Below are 20,381 nucleotides of genomic sequence, written 5' to 3' on the forward strand. Positions count from 1 at the left end.
CTCCGCGATTGAGCAGACCTGTACGCATGTGAGCGGCCGCTGGCTCTTCGCTGTTTGCTTTCTGACAGCGGCGCGCAGGCTCTCAAGGTCGATACACTCGCAATGAGGAGGCGACACGACCGTTGTATCAACTGATTCAGATCTTACGGAGCGAATCCAAGAGTTGGCATAATGATTGCTGAGAGCGACTAAGAACTTAGAGGTGGTAATCGCGAACGAAGAACGGGTGAGGGTCTCTTTGAGATGCTTTGTGCCGCCAGCAGCGGTATGTGACACCAGGGGCCAAAAACCTTAAGAGCATCATAGGTACAAATTGGAGTCTACAATGCTGTCCCAGGCTGACAGCGGTTCGGCGAAATGGCGGGAGCACCACCCGCGAGGGCTTGATCCATTCGCCCAAGATCGCGAAAGCTGCAAGCGTGCCGAGCGGCCAGGCACGCCACTCGCCCACGCGACATTAGCTACAAAACGGCGTGGGCGGCGCAGTATCCATTATGAGTCTCCGCGCGAATGCTGGTCGGGGCGGGCACTGCGGCGTCGGACTGCTGGTGGAGAGGAATCCGACTGGATTCCCGCCGCTCCAATAATGAACGCATTCCCTTCGATGCTTATGAGCTGGACTGAGCATGCCGCTGTCTGCCATCGCGAAGCAAACTACCAAAAGTTCGCCTGGAAGGTGAGCGCAATCATTGGCCCTTCTAAGCCAATGAACCCAGGGCGGTTAATAGGTGGCCCGGACACGAAGCTGCTTCGTCAGGGACCGTTCGCTTCTCATCTGCAGGGATCACATGACATCTCAAGCGTCTCGATTTGCAGCGGATCAGCCTCCGAAGATATGCTGCGAGTACCTGACCGAGCAAGCGCGAGCCTTGTTCGGCCCGCATCCGTTCGCCTCTCAGTTGTCCGAAGATCAGGTTGCCAGGGTGCTGCCCGAATATCTGGCGATGTCACAGGCGTTCCCGTACCTGCAGGCGGGGTCCCAAGGGGACCTCATATTTGATGCAATGCATCACAATCGGGATATTGCGAGAGACATTGAGCTGACCAGCGTGGTCGCGAACTTTATCTGTTGGGACGAGACCGGAGGCCATGGCCGAATTCTCCAGGGGGGCAAGGCCGCGCTACCGGATATTCTGTTGACAGAAAGCTTTCACTCCAACCTGTTGAAGAAAGATGCCTCCCAACTACTCGGCCGAGCAATACTGCCCAACTATAGCTCTAGGACGAAGCAGTATCTGCATTCTCTCTACGCCGGATTGTCATCGAAAGACTCCCTCGTTCGTTGCGCTTACATGGTAGCTTTTGAGCTACATGCTGCGGACATGATCCAATCGCTGTGGACCACCCTGGCCGAAACGTTTAAAGCGCAGCCGGACGATCTGGAGTATTTTCGCAGCCATGTGGGCGGAGAAGATCCCGCGGAGAAGTACCACGGAGAAATGACAGGCCGGCTGATTGGTGAACTTGTGCAGCCTGACCGTAGTGATCGTTTTTTGAATGAATTCCTCCAAGCCTATCGGGTCAGCGTCCAGTGGTGCCGCGATCTCATCGCAATTGCGGCACGCACCGGAGATGATCACTCGGAGATCGAACATCATGGCAGTTGCCATTGTGGCTCTGTCAAGTTCTACGTCAGAGCGCCGCGGGAGCTCTCTGGAGTTCGTTGCAATTGCTCGATTTGTCAAATGTCTGGGTTTCTCCACTTACTCGTAACTGGCGATAAGCTACGCATCGAGCGCGGTGAAGAATTCCTCACTACATATCAGTTCAACAAGAACATTGCTCGGCACACGTTTTGCCGGCTTTGTGGGGTAAAGCCATTCTATAGGCCGAGGTCGAACCCCTCCGGGTTCAGCGTAAATATTCGATGCCTGGACAGAAGGACGATCGCGCGCGTAAGAATAACCGAGTTCGATGGCGAGCATTGGGAGCAAGCATTCGTCTCAATGCACAAGGACCCGGAGTCCTGCTTCGAAGATCAAAGGAGTGAGCTCGAATGGCGCGCGCAATGAGTGATAAATCCCGCCAGCTTTCAGAGGAAATGCTGACAAAGTACCGCATAGAGCTGTTAGTAAAGGGGACGGCCGTTATCGCCCCCCAGATATTGTTCACTCAAGCCGACTTGACCAAGATCGATCAGCTGCAGGCTGAGATTCCCGAGGAAGAAGTGCGGGAGGGAGATGCCGGCGACTTGCACAGCGTCTTTGTCAAGCGCGTAAGGGTAGATCCACCCGGCCGGGCGCCTAGCAACGTGAGTGGTACAGCTTCAGGGCAGATCATGGAGCTACTTGAAAGTAAAGACCGCAGCTTCGCGCTAAGACAGATCTTCGGAGCATCCTCAGATTACGTGGTTCGCCGATGCCAAATGCATCGTATGCCGCCCGGGTCCTTTGTGGGCATCCATTTGGATGCGAAGAGTGATCCGGACTTCGAGTACGCGGTGATTGTGCAGCTAGCGAGAGACTTCGAGGGGGGTGAGTTCGTGGTATATCCTACCGTGTACGAACAGCACGTATTCCGGCCACCATTCGGCGCCGTGCTTGTCACGACATGTAAGGTCCGGCATGAAGTTAAGCCGGTGTCGAGCGGGGAGCGCCGATCTCTTGTCTACTTCTGTTCAAAAAGGGGCGGCGCGAACCGCCGGGTCATCGAAAGTTCTACCGCTCGGCTATGAGGTGGCGCGCCTGATATGAGTCTGCCCAGGTTCTCGTTGTAGGCGAGCCATCATCCCACTATAAGGTCGGCCCTCGTCCTCACCCGAAGATTGGTGCCGCATGCGTGCAGTTGCGAAAGTCGCCGGTTGCAAACGCAGCCGCTCGAGCATGACTCTAATCTCCGCCGAGAGAATGTCCGATTGATGGACGCAATGCGCTTAGCGGATGCCGTTGCGTAGGACAGCCTCTTGCAGCGATCGACCAGCTGGGTGAGAATATTTCCCGCGCAAGGTCACGATCATGATCCGACGTTTAGCATTAAGGATCAACCTAGCCTCTCGCCTGTCCGGCGCTTCAGGGAGTGCAGCCGGCCGCAGCGCCGAACCTATTTGCTCAGACTGTGCCCTCTTTATGTAGGGCCGAATAAAGCGCTGCTTTGGAGCGGGGCAGTGAATTGAGCGTGTGAAGATTGCTCGCTAGGAGCTCAAAAGTCGGTGTTGCTGATCGTGGGCCGCAGTCCTGTCTGGCGCAATCACAACGCACTCCACGGTGCCAGCCTCCTCGTCGGCGGCAAGCGGGATCACGCCCGCCTTACGTGTGCGGTCGAATAGGAGTCCTTCTTTGAAGAAGCGATCATGCGCCGCTTGAAAGGATGGCGATCGCACATTTCTTACAGATAGAATAACGTTGCGGCTGGAATAGTCGAAGCCGAGCAGCCGGATCGCAATGTTGTGTAACACCGATCCGCCACCCCAGCGGCCGTTCGCTTCATTGAACAGCAACCGTTCGTCTTTTGTGAAAATGGCGTCGATGTTGATCATTCCGCGATAGCCCAGGTCTCTCGCTAGTGCCACAAATCGGTAGGCATGCTCCTGGGCAGTCAACCATTGCTCGTTCTCCAGGTCGCTTGGAAGCTCAAGCCCCGTCCAGGTGAGAGCCCGTTCGGACCGATCTGTGCTTTTACGCAGGCGTATGTTTCCACTGTTGATAAAAGCGATTGATGCATCATCCTGGATTTCATACTCGAGATAAAATAGAGATCGGGCCAAGTGGTATGATTCGACGACCAGCGTCTTACACGATGCTGTTGTGATCTCAGAGTAAAGCGCGTCAGGATCAAGCGACGGCCACGAAATCATCCGAGTATCTCTGGCTCCAGGTAGCGGATCGCTTTTGCTGCGGGTCAAGATGACATTTCCGACTCCTCCAGCTCCATTATCCAACTTTACAATGACCCTGCCCGTCTCGGATTTGAGGGCAGTGACCGCTTTGAATAGTCCATTTGGGTCTGTCGCGACACATCCATGAGGGAGCGGAAGTGCGACGCTTGTTGCCAACTGACGGAAGTGGCTCTTGCGATTCAACAGATCAGGCCCGCGCTGCAGAGCGAAGTCGTCCCCGGTCTTCGATATGCCCAGTGTGGCCGCCAAACGTGCGACACCTTCTGTAAAGTAGCAGGGATGCAATCGCCAGGCGGATTTCTGACGAATATGTCTTTTGAGCCGCTCGACAACAGGCTGGGACAGCAACGTGCAATCATCGAGGATCGTCGATTGGCGGCTCGCAGGTACAACAAGGCGAAGACGCGATGCATCGAAATCGAGCGTCGCGCCAATGAAGGATAGCAGATCCGCCGGGATCGCTACCGGGGAGACGATCAGGTCGCCCTCCTGAGCAAACCACGCTGAACGGTATGCCGAGCTGGCGGCCAGCGAACGTTGAGCCTTTGTTAGATGGGCGCCCGACATCTGAGGCGTACCGGCATTCATAATTAGGATCCGCGGCATTCGCGACCTCCGGGCATCTGGACTTGATCAGGATGGGATGGTCATGGCAAGCATGACAGCCGTGCCACCCCGTGGTAAGTCGCTGAGACAGGGAGAGTTTGCGCCGTCTCGATGTCACCTGCGATGTAGTGGGAGAGAACGGCCCGTCTCAGATCTGCCGATCTCAATTGATAGCTCGGTCGCATGGCTATTCGCTTCAGAAAAAGCGCGGGACGTTGGGTAGTGCGATGTTCGGAATGCTTCGTGTGAAATGATTTCGCGCGGCACGCTAAAACGGACCGTGACCAAACATGTGCGATCAGCGCGTCTGCCTCGATCTCGCACCCCAGTCGCTTGGTCATATAAGCGACCGGTACTTCTTCCCAGCGCGCATCGGCTCGACCGACCGGCCGCATTCGGCTAGATCTGGATATTACGTATGCACTCGCTCTATTTTCGCTAGGTAGATGTTCTCGGCGGAAGTAACCGAGTGCTGATTTGGCGTCGTGAAGCGGAAAAGATCCATCTGCGTCGCAGCATCCAAAGTCCCCTGCGAGTCGGGGCATCTTGATTCGGCCTCCTCTCTGGACACCAAACTGGCTCTCGAAGGCGCGAGCGATCCGCTCGATCAGTCGATTGAGGATGACATAGCTGGGCGTCTTCCGTTCGAAATGGATCGTGGTCTTGTCAGGAGTATACTTGGCGTTTTGCTCGACGAAGGTGGAGAATCCAACTCGCTATTCATGTGCATCAGGTCCGCACATTGTGTTTGTGCCGATGCGTTTCATCGGAAGCCCGGAGTGCTTGGCGACGCCCCAGTCATATGCTTCTTTTGGCCGGCTCTTAATGGTTGTCATGGGTTGCGAACGATGGTTATTTCTTGAGGGAAATCTGCCGATTGATCACTCACTTCGCTCGGCTCTGCTGCGGTCGTGTGCATCTGTCGGTTGTGACAGGCGCACCACGAAGAGGGTTTCTTGCCGCGCCTTTGATATACAGAGGCGCCGCACATATATGGCGCTCTCATATCTCCATCATTGAAGCCGATGATGCAGCGGCACTGACCTTCAATATGATCAAACACACAGAACCTTCTTAAGGCCGGCCGGGTCTTTCAACTTGCTGCTCCCGCATGCCATGCAATAACGTCCGATGCCGCGCTGGTCACGCGGAGCAAGACGCCGGGTCACTTCGAAAACCTGCGCAGGCCCACCGTCTGTCACACCTTTGCGCGATCGAGACGCCACGTGCGGGAAAGCAGCTTGAAGGTAGCGGGTTCGGCAAACTGATTTTGTGCGCTGCTGCGCCAGAGGCGGGCTTGCGTCAGCTTGAGGAAAGCAGCACCATCTAGGCGCTTCGGATTGAGTTCTACGTCGATCAATTCTGTCGTTATCGGCTCTCTGGCGGGGCGGTACGCGACCGCCACTTCGTCCAGATCCGAAATGCCGCAGCATTGAAAGTTACTTGCTACCCTTAGCGCCGCGATTGGAACTTGGTGCAAAGCCCTCTCGACCAATGGGCCATCGGGCATAAGGAGCATGACCAGCGACCGGTCCGCGGATCTGACCAACTGAGGCATCCGAAGTCCTTCACACCCATGTAGGTAACACCTCAAGAGCCTACGATTTAACGTTACGTCAGATTCAAGCCCCTTTTTGCGGGCCAATGAGAACGTGGCCAAGCTCATGCTACCCGAAGAGGGCCCCCGAGGGGCTGGTGTCGCAAGCATTCAGCGCCACCCTGAGGGGGAAGCCTGTGGCTGAGCCCTTAGGAGCGATCCGGCGAATGCGCCGGCGGCGTGTCCAACGCATGACCCCAGTGCGCCGAGTTTGGACGAAATGTAGAGTTGGTCAGGGTGCGTATGCGGGCCATCACCATCGATGGCCAGTCCGCGGCGAGATGAGCGGCGCTGAGCAATCGCCATCGGAATCACCGCTGAACGAGCGAGCAGCTCGAAGCCAAGCTTGGCCGCAAGCGTTTTGAGCGTGGGCATAGAGCGCAACGCCGGCCTGCCAGTGTCTCTCCGTGTGTAAACGGCATCCGGACCTATTCTTCTCTCAGGAGAACACGCCGCTTTGCCTCCAGAAGATGCCCATCCAGCGTCTCGTGCAGCGCACGCCGCAGCTCCGGCGGGATCGAGCTATCTGTATCGATCAATTCCCGAAACTTCCGAATGATGTGTTCTATCGTTGCGATAGTTCCAAGTGTTTCAATCCTCTGCCAGGGCATCTTCGATCGTCTCCTTTGCCGCGTTGCGCACGCTTCGTCGCGGGTCCTCACCTCAGCAACCGGGGCGCGAACAACCTCTAGTGCACCAAATGTTGGCTGTCGGGCTGAGTGTTCAGCGCGGAGCTGTTTTGACCAGGACTTGCGCAAGCGGGCGCTCCATGAGAAATCGGCACAAGTAACCCGCATTCGCGGCTGCAACAGTTTTCTCGCGCGTAAGCTGCACTATCGATCGCAAGGATGCGGCATCAACCAGATCGGCTGTCAGGCGTTTGAAACGGCGATCAAGCGATTCAGTCGAGCGGCGGCAGCGCCCCGATCAAGTGATTCTTGTCCAAGCGCCACGCCTTCCTGTAGGTTCGAGGCCCGCCCGGCCACCACCAGTGCGGCCGCCGCATTCAGAAGGGCGGCATCACGAAAACGACCTGGCAGCCCATCAAGCACTTTTTGTAACGCAAAGGCATGAGCCTCGACATCACTGCACTCCAGCTCATCGGCGCGGTAGCGGGGGAGCCCGGCTTCCTCCGGCGTGACTTCGAACGTGCGGACTGTACCCGCCTCAACCGCAGCAACAAAGCTTGTGTCGGTGAGGGATAATTCATCGAGCCCGTCCGAGCCATGAACAACCCATACCGAGTCGGCACCAAGGTTCTTCAAGACTTGCGCCAGAGGCTGCACCCATTCGGGAGTGAACACTCCAAGAATCTGCCGCTTGACCCTGGCTGGATTCGACAGAGCCTCGATTAGATTGAACATCGTGTGGGTTCCAAGTACGCTCCGGATCTGCCTGATGCGCTGCATCGCCGGATAGTCGGGTGACGCAAAAATGAAGCCAATGTCGGCTTCGTGCACACAACGTGCAATTGCCTCAGGCTTGAGATCGACCTTTACGCCGAGGCGCGCCAACACGTCTGCGGTGCTTGAGCGCAAAGATGCCGCGCGGTTGACATTCTTGGCGACGGGAACGCCGACCCCGGCGACGATGAACGAAGCGCACGTCGAAACGTTGAGCGAACACATAACGGTATCGCTCGTGCCAGCGATATCGATGGGGTCACATCGCGTCTCGACGGTGGGCATTATATTTCGCATTGCGGATGCGGCGCCTGTGACTTCTTCGATCGTCTCCCCGCGGACCCTCATCCCAATCAACAAGCCACCGATTTGCGAGGGAGTTGCGTCGCCGGACATCATGCTGTCGAACGCTAACGCGGCCTCCTCGCGGGTCAGAGTGGCACCGGTGGCAACTTTGCCGATGATCGATTTAAGCGGTTCCATCGAACTTTACACGTTCCTTATCCAATCTAGGGTCCGTCCGTCCAGCCAGGCGTCTTCGCAACCGGGCGCCCTGATGCAGCTGCCGGTCTATCCGCACTCGCTATGCCGCACGAGTCCTTGAGGCGGGCCGTCGGATGAACGTGGCACCCGTGGCGACGCTACAACCTGACGCTACGTCAGGGTCAAGCTCCCTCCGTTCGATGGTGCCCTCGAGAGGACATCGGCGGCTAGTCAGAGCACTGAGTTGCTTGATGCGAGGATAACAGCTCTGTCTCGCGCCCGCTTGCCGTCGATGTTCCGGCCGGATCACAAGGCTTCGCTTTCCGGTGCCGCCGTGGCGGAGCCGCAGAGCGGCTTCCGCACGTGCTATGAATATATCGATGCCAATTCCAGGCTGAGCTTAGCTGGCTCTACGAAATGACCCCACCTCACTATAATGAACCTGCGCATGAAAGCCTCCAAGGAGCGATGGACGCGTCCGTTGACCGGCCCGCATGAGCTGGTGAGCCGTTGGGCGAACCCTCGTGTGACGTGCTGCACGTCAAGCTGGGACGACTTCTGGAGAGGAGTCGGGCGGACAGCTCGCAGCATCTTCACCTCGATCCGCTGCTCTTATTGCCGGTGTCCCGCCCGGAGATCACGTAGCGACATTGCTGACTGAGACGATCTTGCTTGGATCTGAGGCAGGCAGTAATAGCGGTACGATCTGGTATGTGACTGCTACAAAGGCGAAACACGTCTCCCATGCAGGCCTCTTTCTCCTCTGCGGTCGGCGTTCGATCAAGCGCGTTGACCGGCGCAAGCATTGCAGTTGCCATTGCCACGCCTAGGGCGATATCGCGGTAGTAGAGCCTGAGGCGCGGAGCCGGCCGAATTTGTTGTTTTTGAACCATGACATTTCTTCAGTTCGGTGGAGCTGATTATTGTTCTTGCTGCCCGGAACGCATCACCTGCAAACCGGGAAACAGGCGGATCTGCTTAGCTGTCTGCAAGCTCGTTGTTCTACTTTTGCCGTTCTCACTGTACGGAGTTCGTCATTTGTCCAGGAGGACAGGAACGACACCTTGCATACCGGCAGAGCCTTACGAAAGAGGGGAGTTAGTAGCAGCTGCGCCGACGCACCAGATGAAGGTCTTGGAGTTGCTGTGATTGTGCAGCCAGTGCATGCCTCGATGCCTCGAGGATTGCTTGAGTCTGCTTGACATGACCTGAGGTGCTATGGTCAGCCTAATCGCCGGCCGGTGAGTGACGGCGGACTCGCCACGATGCCGGCTCGACGCGGCCCTGGCCAGCTGTGGCGAAGCATACATATTAGGGAGGCCAGATGTGCTTCTCTCGTTGTTGATGATGCATTCGGCCTGGCAAGAGCGACCATGATGGCGCGCTGAGGCAATGTTTGGTGTCATCGCGCTTCTGCTCCACTTTATGTGAAGAGGTTGGGGGGTATCTCTGTGAGGTAGGTTTCGTCTTGCGTCGGGTCAGCCGAGTCTGAGTTGATCGGAGTCGGCCGCGCAGACCTCCTAACGCGCGATTACGTACAGCAGAAAGAGGAATAGCATTCGATGAATCGCGGGCAGGCTCGCATCTGGATGATGTTAGGCTCTCTATTCGGTCGTCCCGGGCGATTGTAGATGTTTGAGGCATTTCCAATGCTCGTGAACTATCAGTAATCGACTGATTGTCAGAGGTGATCCACACCTGTCCAGAATCCTACAATCTAACGCAGCGTGCGATTCAAGTCTTTTGGTGGGAGCAATGGTCTGAAGCTGTCGGTGACTGTGCATTCTTCGTACGAGCATCGTCTGCAATGCGCATTCAGCCGTTTCTGAATGGTTGCTGTGGACTGGGGACTGACTGCTTCGGCAGCCGGAGCCACGAGCGTCGCTCCTACGTGATTATACGGAGCGTCAGTGTCGCAATTCGTTGATCTACGGATTGCATGCTCTCGGCATGAATCCGAAAAGTAAACTGTACCAGCCCGATCACTGGCGAGGCCGCGCGGAAGCAACGCGAAAGAAAGCGGCAGCGCTCATCGACGGAAAAGCCAAAGACAGGCTGCTTAAGATTGCCCTGGAGTACGACAAGTTAGCGTGGCGTGCACACGTGTGGCAGATGCGCAAGAATGAGGACGATACGTAGCCTGAGCAAGAGCTGTAAAGCGTCGCTACGGTCCATAAGGCCTCAGCCTGTCGATCTCTACCCGACCCATTGGCTAGGTAGATATCGCTCAGCAAGCAAGTCAATGCCGCCTGTACGGAGCGTTGAGAGAGCCAGAAGGCAAGACGCCTGACCGTCCTATGCCACACGCACGGGGCCCGAGCCAGCCGCCTGCCCAACGTTCCCTTAGGTCACCTTGTTTCGTCAGCTTCTCGAAAGCTAACTTTCACATAAGGGGAATACTGGCACTAGTCCTCACTTGCAGTCGATCCGTCGCGCCTCACTTGGAAGCCCGGATGCCACTCGCCGCGGACGGGTTGAGCTGCTACAGGTCAATTTGGCACTTCGTCGCGCGGCAGCGGCACATCAGTGTCGCTAATTCGAGGCATCTGGGTCATGCGTCGACATTTCCTTCCGCCGGAGCAGCGCATTGTATATCCCGGTAGGAGCGCGAAGCGCCTTGGCATCAGTTTGTTCGCAGCCGTGGCGGCCCGCGGTTGCGAGAGGCGCCAGAAGTCCATCGCGCGGTTGCCATGCGCGAGAGTGTTTCAGAAGAACGCTGCGATGACTAAGTAGATCCCGGCCCAAAGCAGCGCATTTATGAGGAGTGCGGCCAGAGGCCACAAGTTCCACCTTTTCTGGGCTCGCCGGGAGGGACGATCGGTGCCGCAATGCTTGATCGTTGGGCGCTTTGTTGCGCGCCAATGAGTCATTTCATTACGCTGAGCGCCGGTGAACAGAAAAATGCCAAGCTTTGCATGACTCCTATCACTCATAAGTTAGCAGTCCTCTTTTCATGGGGCATCAGAACCGATGTTCGTTGCGGCGACGATTCGGCCGATTCATTGCTCGTGCATCCTCGCTACAGCGAGGTCGCGTTCTGTCAGCACAGCAAGCGACATGCCACGAGGTAGAACTGTCTGCAGCGCGTTTGATGCGGTGGGTTGGTGACACGGAGCCGTTGCGCGGCGTCTGAGTCGCGACATTCATGTCGGAAACAACACCCTGATTAACGGCAAAGGGTGAGCGGTTCGCGAGCGCCATGCCGTAGACAACGCGTTAGGAGCTGCATCTTAGTGATGCGGAAAATCGGGCGACATTCGCAGTTGCAGTCGATGAAATCGACTAATCATTGTTTCTGACCGTTAGCTTACGACCAAGATAGCAGGCGATCCGCCGGATGGTCCATTTGGAAGAACGGAGCATGCCGGCGTCCGCGGCTATGTGTATGCCGATTTGGAAGCCATAAAGCTGAACCATTTTCACATAAACGGCGCATTGGGCCTGTTCAGCCTTGGCGAGGAGGCCGTCGAGTGATCAAGTACTCTCTCTCGCGAAGCAGCAATGTAACTCCGATCTATCTGGTGCCACTACTGGTTTCGCGAGCATCATGAGCTCTAGATGTTTCGCCAACACGGCAGCGTGCCATGATGAAGACCAATTCATTGAAGACGAGGTGACGCGTCAGAGTCGCCGATTTCGTCTGCTCATGCGGGATGTGCGCTCTGCCGGCGATGAGCAGTGAATACTGCCTGGCACGGATGACAAACTGTTTCGCCTCGGAGAGACTTAATGATGGACTTACATAAGTAGCGCCAGGTGCAATCGGCGGCTCAATTCGCCCGACGCGCAATTAGTGGTACCGCTCATGCTCAGGCGACCGGCGGCCCGAGGGCGAAGTACGTCTTAGAGCAATAATCAGAGGAGAGTGAGTGATGATAGACATCTACGGCTTTCGCGGATGGCGCGCTGTAGATTGGTTTAGGAACGCTGGGCCGAGGACCGAGCAGGTTGACTTGTTACGAGACAGCGTCATCTACGTAGACGTCAGGGCTATCCGAGAAGAAAAGGAGCGGGCGTGCGACCGCAGATGATAGACAAGCTGGAGGCCGGCCGCGTGCAACACGGCCGGTTCGCTACTGCTCCAGGGTCAGGCCCTTCCGGTCTGTTCCTTGTGCAGGGGCCTTGTGGGTGTGAACTTAAGATAAGTGCGTTTGTCCGTCCCGGTTGGGAGCATGTCGCTGTTTCGACCCCGCGGCGTTGTCCGAATTGGGACGAGATGTGCTTTGTGAAAGACTTGTTCTGGGATGAAGAAGAGTGCGTCATGCAACTGCATCCGCCACATTCGAGGTACGTGAATAACAGCCGATATTGCCTTCACTTGTGGAGACCCACTTATCGAGACATCCCGATGCCGTCCCCGAGCTTCGTAGGCGTCGTTGGATTAAGTCCCTCCGATGCGGCAACGTTGTTCGCGCAAATGAGCGCGACAGCATGACGGGCTGAGCTAACAAAATGCGAGCAGAAGGTGAGGTCGAGCGGGCGCACAAGCACCGGTTCGGCTTCCCGATATGACGTGTCACATGCGGGTGTATGTCGGGCTCGCTCGACTGTTGCAGTGTTTAGGCGGGCTGAACCCGAAATGCCGCCGTCCGAGCGGCTAACGGCACACTGATGGCCGTGAGAAATGTCTGCGCCAGTTCTTGTAGAGTGAACAAGATCGTAATTTGTATTCAAACCGGGTTTCGGATCTGTGCTGAAGGTACGTCAGCGGCAACAACAGCATCTCACTCGCCGATGGCCGATCACGGGGACGTGAATTGCGCACTGTTGGAGGCGTAGTTGTGCGACCGAGCGGCGCAACACGATAAAGGTGAGATCGACCACCAAACCGACGGTCGCGCTGTCCAGCGTAGCCATCATCCTGACGGCATCTGCAATTCCAAGCGCGCCCCTCCGTAGTGTGCAAGAGTAACTAGCCGTTCGGCCACTACCTCACACCTGCAGCCCCGCTCGTGAGTGGCACTGTCGTGCAACCAATTGGCCGCCGCGGCCGTAGCTTCCCCAGGCTTGTTGGTGGTCAGCTCTTCGTCAGTTTGCTGCGATATCATCCGCAGCAAGATGTAAGCAGCGCGCTCTCCCTGAGGACGCGTGCGCCGAAGAAGCAGGTGAACCAGGATGTATAATCGACTCGATGGCCAATACACACGCGCTGATCAAGCCGACGGATCGATCAGGCCCGCAGATAGTACCGAATTTGCGCAAACACTCACTGAAGTCGCGCGACGAGAGAGCCTGCCGTCGGGCGAATTGATCGACAGGATGGGGCTCTGCTTCAGCAAGCCACATACCTCAGATTCAATCGTTTATAGTCCAAGCAACTCGCGCCACAGCTCTCTGTCCTCCAGCTCGGAGTTATCCTCTGCCGATAGCCCTGTCCGCGCTCTATTCGATTACAGGACTGCTGAATTGCCCGAAGCCAATGTCAACGGAATCTGTGTTGGATTGGTAGCGGAGTGGCTCCTTAATCTCCCAAGCAGCCCGTCATCCCGAATGAGGGCTCTGCTCCCGGACACTGAAAAGCACCGCTCAGCGGCAAGTCGGCAGGAACAGTACGAAGAGCTCAAGGCTCAATTGAAAACCGGTGGCGCGGAAGGGTCTCACAACCTCCAGGCAAAAAACACAACGTTACGCGACGCTGGCTTAGAGCCGTCTGCTGAAGAGACGCGATATAGGTTTGATACATCTTCGTGCATTGACCAGATCGTGAAGGAGCTCACCCAGGATGCGTCCATGTATTTGGTCAGCTTGCGTTTCGCCGCAGGTGGCGCCCACATGATTGCGACAGTGACGTCGAATGGAACGACGACCCTTTTTGATCCTAACTATGGGGAATTTTCTGTTCCTTCAGATGAGGTCGGAAAGTTATTCAAGAGTCTTGCGGAGCGCTACAGGAGCCCCCCGAACAAAATGTACATATCGACTGTCGTCACACAAAGGGTGACGTGAGGACTTCCTAGGTTGCAACGGACCTTACCCGATGCCCCCGCGCGGAACCTACTCGGTCGGTGCGGGACAGCCGCGTCCCTAGATGGTGCAGTCGACGCGGTTCTTCGGATGTTGGATCGGTGCTCTCGACGGAAGCTCCTGGAAGTAGTGCAGAGAGGGGAGAATGTTCAGCCGATATAGGTCGTCCGATCACTCAGGTTCGTGAGCCAGCGTCCTCGCCGCCTCAAAGCCCTTGCACTCGAGCACGATCGAGGGCCCGTTAGACTAACTTCCTCGTGTGGGTTCCGATGCCCGACCCCAATCGCGCTCAGGGCTAAGGTCGGTGACCAGGCATCCACAGAGCCGGCACAAGCTGTAGTTCGACTGCTTCGGAATTCTCGCCAGTCCTTCTGTACTGATTCGCCAACCAAATAGCTGCAGCCGCCGACAACTGCATGCAGTCGCACCGGCGTCCAAACCGAGTCCTCACTCGCCACGAGCTCCGGCGCCTTGTCGCGTCGCCGCACTTCCCGTATCGTCCGGCTTTGGTGAAACCCCCAGCCACGAACTAGCTCGGTGACAACACTATGCAGTTCCGAGCCTCACGGTCGAGATTTTCCGCCGAGCTGGATTACAAAGTCGTTGAGGAGTGACTTGTCGAATAATGCGAGGTGAGATCCTTCTCCTGGACGGAGCGAGCGCATGCGGGCATTGAGCTTGATCTGGAAGACGGCCGCCCCGTAGTGCGGATCTGATCCAGTCTCACGCCGGAAACAGCGCGGGGCGACTCGGCCCTGGCCGGACTGGATGGATCAGATCTTCTCTCTGCCACGCCCGCACCACTGGTTGAAGTTAGCAGAAACGTGACTCGGCGCCAAAATCCCCACGCATACTCGGGGCAAGCGCTGTCCCTACCACGTGCTGCTAACTTCAACATCGATGTAGATGGGCGAGCTTTCCGAAACCTGACGAACCCGACGCCATGCATCAAGCGAAAGCGGCCTGTGCGGGGAGGCCCTCCCGTCTTGAGCCCCGCCACCCGCCTAGCGGAAGTTTGACTTAAAAGTATCGTTGACTACAGACGCAAGCTCCTCCTTTAAGAGGTCGTGAAAACTCGCATATGCCATGTGCCAGCGAGAAGGTGGCAGCAGGACGCTTAAAACACACCACGCCTATCGATGTTTGCAGCGCGGGGCGAATCGAGGCGGCCCACCCTTCTCGGGCGCCAGCCCCGATCGGGGAGCGGTATCGGGTGCTCTTTAACGCGAAAGCCTTCGCTGCCGCGGCGTGCCGCCAGGAATGAGAAGGTTAGGCCTTCACAGCAGCGCGTGCCGCATGTAGACGTGAGAGTTGTCACGGACCTTTCCGCTTGCGGAAGTTGCGCGTCGCGCGCGGCACCACGGCGTGGAAGGACGTCGGACATGCGGGAGATGTCAGACATACTGCAGCAATTTAAGGTAGTCGTCTGTGAAGACAGGGGAGCGAATAGAGCAAGCCGCGTCGTGAAGAAAGGTGGCGAGTGTCCGATTAGCCCGACTGCGAGTTTCGACAGAGTGTCGTGCCGGCATGCGAGTGCGGAGAGATGCCAGTTCAGAACTGACCAGGTCAGCCGCCGCCGCGGCGCAATCTGAGGCTGAGAAGCAATCAGCAGACATGACAGCTTTTGCCAGTCCCAATGTGGTGAGCCAACCCGCATAGATCAGCACGGCACCGTCAGTCTCATTCAGCCCGGAGAGCTCGTCAATTGCAGCAGCATGGACTGATGCCGCCCCAACCGACCGAAACAGATCGGCTATCTCGTCGCGCGTGGCTTTAGAGAGGAGGCAACGGCCGAGATGCGATAGGAGCGTCTCAGTCGGACCTTCGAAGATGCGGAGGATGCGAGCGTCTCGGTAGATTTTGGCCAAAGGCGTTCCCTCATCGTAGCCGCGGCCGCCTAACAGCTGGACGCATTGATCGGCGACAAGGCCGCACCACTCTGAGGACAAAACCTTCGTCGCCGACGCAAGGTGGACGTTCGGCGCACCGTGCGCTGAAACAAGTCGGCAGGATGCTGCTAGCATCGCCTTCACTACTTCCCGCCGCAGCACCATCTGTCCAAATAGCTGCTCAATGTAACTGTTTTCGATCATGCGCAGTTTACCAAGCCGACGCTGGCCTGCATAAGAGGCGGCTACCTGGATAGCGCGCTCAAGGGCTCCAAGACCCATAGCAGCCACACCGATGCGGCCGCGGTTCATACTAGATGCCGCCGCACCCCAGCCGTCTTGATGGCGAGAGAGCACGTAAGAACGGGGCATCTCGACGTCCTGGAACTCCAGGGTATTCTGAATGATGCCACGTAGGCCGAGTGTACGATGCTCGTGCGTGACCTTTAGGCCTGGAGCCTGTCTGTCAACGAGTACACCAACCAGCCGACCTTTCGCATCGGGTCCCGACGCGCGCGCAAAGCAAACGATCCAGCGAGCCCAGTCAGCAAGGCCGATCCAGATTTTGCGGCCAGAGATACGCACTTTATCTTCGTGCATGAAAGCCGCAGACTTTATATGTCTCGGGGCAGAACCAGCTCCAGGCTCCGTCAAAGCGAAAGCGCAGAGATCGCCGCTTGTTGCACCCCGAATGATATGGGCTTGTGCGGGTATGTGCGGTGCCGCTTCGATGCAGGGCAAAGCTAAGAAGTTATGGATAACGAGGGTCGACGCAGCGGAGACATCGAACGATGCCGTGGCGGAGGTGAGGTCGATGGCCTCTTGCAAAGAGAGAGCTAACCCGCCGTGCTCTCTTGGTGCGGTGAGCCCGAACAGTCCATGCCTTGCCAAGATGCTGTGTAGGGTCGGAGGGAAAGCTCGGCGGTCATCCGCGTCTGCGAAATTCAGCTGACTGAGCTCAGCGATGAAACTGGAGTATCGTGCAGTTGCATGCCCTTCAGCTAAGCGTTCCTGCGTCTCGGCGAATTGGGCGTAAGCTTGGGTGTGCATGGCCATAAGACCACAATGATCCTGACCGCGTTTCGTGCCAATTCATCCGAGCGGCTACCTTGGCCAGACATTGGTATAGTGTGGATGCAGGCGCAGTATAGGCACATTGCCGAGGGCCGGAGTGTCTTGCGGCCGCCCCGCCGGCGAGTTCTTTTGGAAAGCACCCCACCGTTCCCATCGGATTCCCTATAGATTGGACGCAAAGCAAGCCTTGGGACTTTAGTGTGCGATCATTCTAAAGCATGTCCTGCCCCGAGCTCCGCAGCAGGGGAGTTGAGGGGAGCCCCGTCCGCGAGGACCAAATGAGGCGCAGAATAATCGGCGCACTTTCCGCAAAATACTTGTGATTTTTGAGAATGTTCTCCGGGTTCAAACAAGCCCTTAGGCCAAAAGATGTAAGTGCGCAAACGTCACGAAAGGCATTTCGTCGCTTCCAGTTACGCGACAGGTAAAGAAAGTGGGCAAGGAGGTCGAAAGCGGGCAGGCGGCGCCGGGTCTACCGCACGGCAAGGGTCCGAACATTTGGATGAGCAGACGCAGCTTCGTGAGTCAAAATAGCCGGCTCCATCGTCGTACCGGACGCGGTACTGTCGTCGCGAAGCACATGAAATTTGAGTCGGGGTCCTGCCGCTGCGCACATTGGATAGGCCGATGGGCCGGACCTTCGGGGGCTGGCAACGGGCTACCTGCCGCTCGATGCAAAAAAAACCTGACAATATTGCCAGGGTTTCGCATGTCATCGAGAACTTGAGAAGGTGGATCAGAAGTCCATGCCGCCCATGCCGCCGCCCGGAGGCATCGCGGGGCCAGCGCCGCCCTTCTTGGGCAGCTCGGCAACCATCGCTTCCGTTGTGATCAGCAGCCCGGCCACCGAGGAGGCGTTCTGGACCGCGATGCGCACGACCTTGGCCGGGTCAATGATGCCTTTGGAGAGGAGGTTGCCGTACTCGCCTGTCTGCGCATCGAAGCCAAAAGAGTACTGCTCGTTATCGAGCACCTTGCCGACCACGATCGAACCGTCTTCGCCGGCATTGATCGCGATCTGGCGGGCCGGCCAAGACAGTGCTTTGCGCACGATCTCGACGCCGGTCTTCTGGTCGTCGTTCTTGGTGCGCAGGCCCTTGAGCTGCTCGGAGGCACGGAGCAAGGCGACGCCGCCGCCCGGAACGATGCCTTCCTCGACCGCGGCGCGGGTCGCATGCATCGCGTCATCAATGCGATCCTTGCGCTCCTTCACCTCGACCTCGGTCGCGCCGCCGACGCGGATCACCGCGACGCCCCCCGCGAGCTTGGCGAGACGCTCCTGGAGCTTCTCACGGTCGTAGTCCGAGGTGGTCTCCTCGATCTGCGCCTTGATCTGGGCCACGCGCGCCTCGATGTCGGCCTTCTGGCCGGCGCCGTTGACGATCGTGGTGTTCTCCTTGTCGATCATCAACTTCTTGGCGCGACCGAGCATGTTGAGCGTGACGTTCTCGAGCTTGATGCCGAGGTCTTCCGAGATCGCCTGGCCGCCGGTCAGGATCGCGATGTCCTGCAGCATGGCCTTGCGGCGATCGCCGAAGCCCGGAGCCTTGACGGCCGCGACCTTCAGGCCGCCGCGCAGACGGTTCACGACCAGGGTCGCGAGCGCTTCGCCCTCGACGTCCTCGGCGACGATGACCAGCGGCTTGCCGGTCTGCACCACGGCCTCGAGCAGCGGCAGCAGCTCGTTCAGCGAGGAGAGCTTCTTCTCGTTGATGAGGATGTAGGCGTCGTCCATCTCAACGCGCATCTTGTCGGCGTTGGTGACGAAGTAGGGCGAGATGTAGCCGCGGTCGAACTGCATGCCCTCGACCACATCGAGCTCGGTCTCGAGCGACTTGGCTTCCTCGACGGTGATGACGCCCTCGTTGCCGACCTTCTTCATGGCGTCGGCGAGGAACTTGCCGATCTCGGCATCGCCGTTGGCCGAGATGGTGCCGACCTGGGCGATCTCGTCGTTCGAGGTGACCTTCTTCGAGTTCTTCTCGAGGTCGGCCACGACGGCTTCGACCGCGAGGTCGATACCGCGCTTGAGGTCCATCGGGTTCATGCCGGCGGCGACCGACTTGGCGCCTTCACGCACGATTGCGGCGGCCAGGACGGTCGCGGTGGTGGTGCCGTCGCCGGCAGCATCCGCAGCTTTCGAAGCCACTTCGCGCACCATCTGGGCGCCCATGTTCTCGAACTTGTCGTCGAGTTCGATGTCCTTGGCAACGGCAACGCCGTCCTTGGTAATACGTGGCGCGCCAAACGACTTGTCGAGCACGACGTTGCGGCCCTTTGGACCAAGCGTAACCTGTACGGCGTTGGCGAGAATGTCGACGCCGCGCAGCATACGATCTCTCGCATCTACTCCGAACTTCACGTCTTTGACTGACATAGAGAATTCCCTCAGTTCCGTTTAATTCATCCTTCAGCGCCCCGGTGGGCTCTCCTCAGGAGGGTGAGCTGTGCGAGCCCAGGATTAGGCGACTTTCTTCTTGGAGAACACATCGGTGAGAACGCCCATAATGTCGCTCTCCTTCATGATCAACAGGTCTTGCCCATCGATCTTGACCTCGGTGCCGGACCATTTGCCAAACAGCACCCGCTCACCGACTTCGATGTCGATCGGAATTAGCTTGCCGGCCTCTCGCGGCCGCCCGGCCCAACTGCAATGACTTCGCCCTGGGAGGGCTTTTCCTTGGCAGTGTCGGGAATGATGATGCCGCCAGCGGTCTTCTCTTCGGCGTCGATGCGCTTGACCACGACGCGGTCGTGAAGCGGACGGAAAGTCATAGAGGTCTCCTGAGCGTTTGAACAGTTGAAGTTAGGCACAATGTGACAAGTAGACTGTAGCAAGAGTCAGGCCAGAAATGCGCTGAGCGATCTATCCTTCTAGTTCTGCAAAAGCATTGCCCGGGCAGCGTGTGTGTTTGTCCGGAAGCAAACCCGCTGAGGTGCACAGCCCGCCCGGCTGTTGTGAAAATGACATTGCGCTCCTTCGAAACACCCGCAGAGAGCCCCGGGACACTTCAACGTTGCTCAGGCGGCGGTTGCACTGATCGAGAGGCCTCGGGTTTCGACGACGTCGGGATTGCACATGATTACCTGACGGTACAATCAAGTAGTGTGGCCGGCGAAGCGTGCGGTCTACAAGCTTTATCGAAGAGCGGCTCGCAAAATTTTCCGTACTCGTGCATGCGAATATGTATGCAACGATCTCGAGAAAATCGGGTGCTGTTCTTGTAAGAGGTGGCGTGCTCCAAGGCAGGTCACCATCGAATTGTATCGGATTGCCCGTGTCCAACCGTGGCAGGGCGCTCAAAGCCTACCGAATTGACCCTGGTCATTCGTCCGCCGACAGCACTTGAAGAAAGTTGCACGCGCCACGAAAGCTTGATTGCGCCGAGCGATGCGTGCGTCGGGGCTTTCGCCGACTTCGTTCCTCGCCCACGAGCCCGAGGGAAAGACCGCCGGGAGCTACTGGCAGCGAATCTGAGATGGCGGCCATCAGTCGGCCGAGCACATTCTGCGCAATTGGTATCCATATC

At 57.6% G+C, this 20,381-nt stretch carries 9 protein-coding genes and 1 pseudogene; 4 read left to right on the top strand and 6 right to left on the bottom strand.

From position 1 onward, the window contains the following. The first annotated feature begins 788 nt into the window (after positions 1-788). The gene (locus AB7M16_RS25620) at positions 789-2,012 is read left to right on the top strand and encodes a GFA family protein (RefSeq protein ID WP_124163648.1); all 1,224 of its coding nucleotides are present in this window, start codon (positions 789-791) and stop codon (positions 2,010-2,012) included. Beyond that, the gene (locus AB7M16_RS25625) at positions 1,997-2,674 is read left to right on the top strand and encodes a 2OG-Fe(II) oxygenase (protein WP_124163647.1); all 678 of its coding nucleotides are present in this window, start codon (positions 1,997-1,999) and stop codon (positions 2,672-2,674) included. Before AB7M16_RS25620 ends, AB7M16_RS25625 begins: the two co-directional genes overlap by 16 nt. Before the next feature lie 456 nt (positions 2,675-3,130). On the opposite strand, the gene AB7M16_RS25630 is transcribed toward AB7M16_RS25625, so the two are convergent. The 3 genes from AB7M16_RS25630 to trpD all read right to left on the bottom strand — a co-directional run bounded on the left by AB7M16_RS25630 (position 3,131) and on the right by trpD (position 7,924). Next, positions 3,131-4,441 (bottom strand): preATP grasp domain-containing protein, encoded by a 1,311-nt coding sequence (locus AB7M16_RS25630; protein ID WP_453945445.1) that lies wholly within the window; start codon positions 4,439-4,441, stop codon positions 3,131-3,133. A 1,198-nt stretch (positions 4,442-5,639) separates the two neighbouring features. Further along, the gene (locus tag AB7M16_RS25635; protein WP_245454662.1) at positions 5,640-5,999 is read right to left on the bottom strand and encodes a hypothetical protein; all 360 of its coding nucleotides are present in this window, start codon (positions 5,997-5,999) and stop codon (positions 5,640-5,642) included. Between the two features lie 911 nt (positions 6,000-6,910). After that, positions 6,911-7,924 carry an anthranilate phosphoribosyltransferase gene (gene trpD / locus AB7M16_RS25640; RefSeq protein WP_124163645.1) on the bottom strand — a complete coding sequence of 338 codons (1,014 nt, stop codon included), beginning with the start codon at positions 7,922-7,924 and terminating at the stop codon, positions 6,911-6,913. 4,027 nt (positions 7,925-11,951) lie between these two features. Here trpD and AB7M16_RS25645 point away from each other — a divergent pair. Both AB7M16_RS25645 and AB7M16_RS25650 read left to right on the top strand, forming a co-directional pair. Continuing rightward, positions 11,952-12,359: a DUF7694 domain-containing protein gene (locus tag AB7M16_RS25645; protein WP_424578361.1), complete on the top strand. Its 408-nt coding sequence runs from the start codon at positions 11,952-11,954 to the stop codon at positions 12,357-12,359. A gap of 680 nt (positions 12,360-13,039) precedes the next feature. After that, positions 13,040-13,870, top strand: a complete 831-nt coding sequence (locus AB7M16_RS25650) for a YopT-type cysteine protease domain-containing protein (RefSeq protein WP_453945446.1) — start codon at positions 13,040-13,042, stop codon at positions 13,868-13,870. A gap of 1,412 nt (positions 13,871-15,282) precedes the next feature. Here AB7M16_RS25650 and AB7M16_RS25655 read toward each other — a convergent pair. From AB7M16_RS25655 to AB7M16_RS25665, 3 genes and pseudogenes are all read right to left on the bottom strand, one after another. Next, entirely contained in the window at positions 15,283-16,833 is a 1,551-nt protein-coding gene (locus AB7M16_RS25655) for an acyl-CoA dehydrogenase family protein (protein ID WP_158626804.1), read from the bottom strand. A gap of 754 nt (positions 16,834-17,587) precedes the next feature. Continuing rightward, entirely contained in the window at positions 17,588-19,228 is a 1,641-nt protein-coding gene (gene groL, locus AB7M16_RS25660; protein WP_124163641.1) for a chaperonin GroEL, read from the bottom strand. Positions 19,229-19,312: 84 nt separating this feature from the next. After that, positions 19,313-19,626 (bottom strand): annotated as a pseudogene (locus AB7M16_RS25665) (co-chaperone GroES). Between the last annotated feature and the right edge of the window lie 755 nt (positions 19,627-20,381).

The organism is Bradyrhizobium sp. USDA 372 (assembly GCF_053629095.1).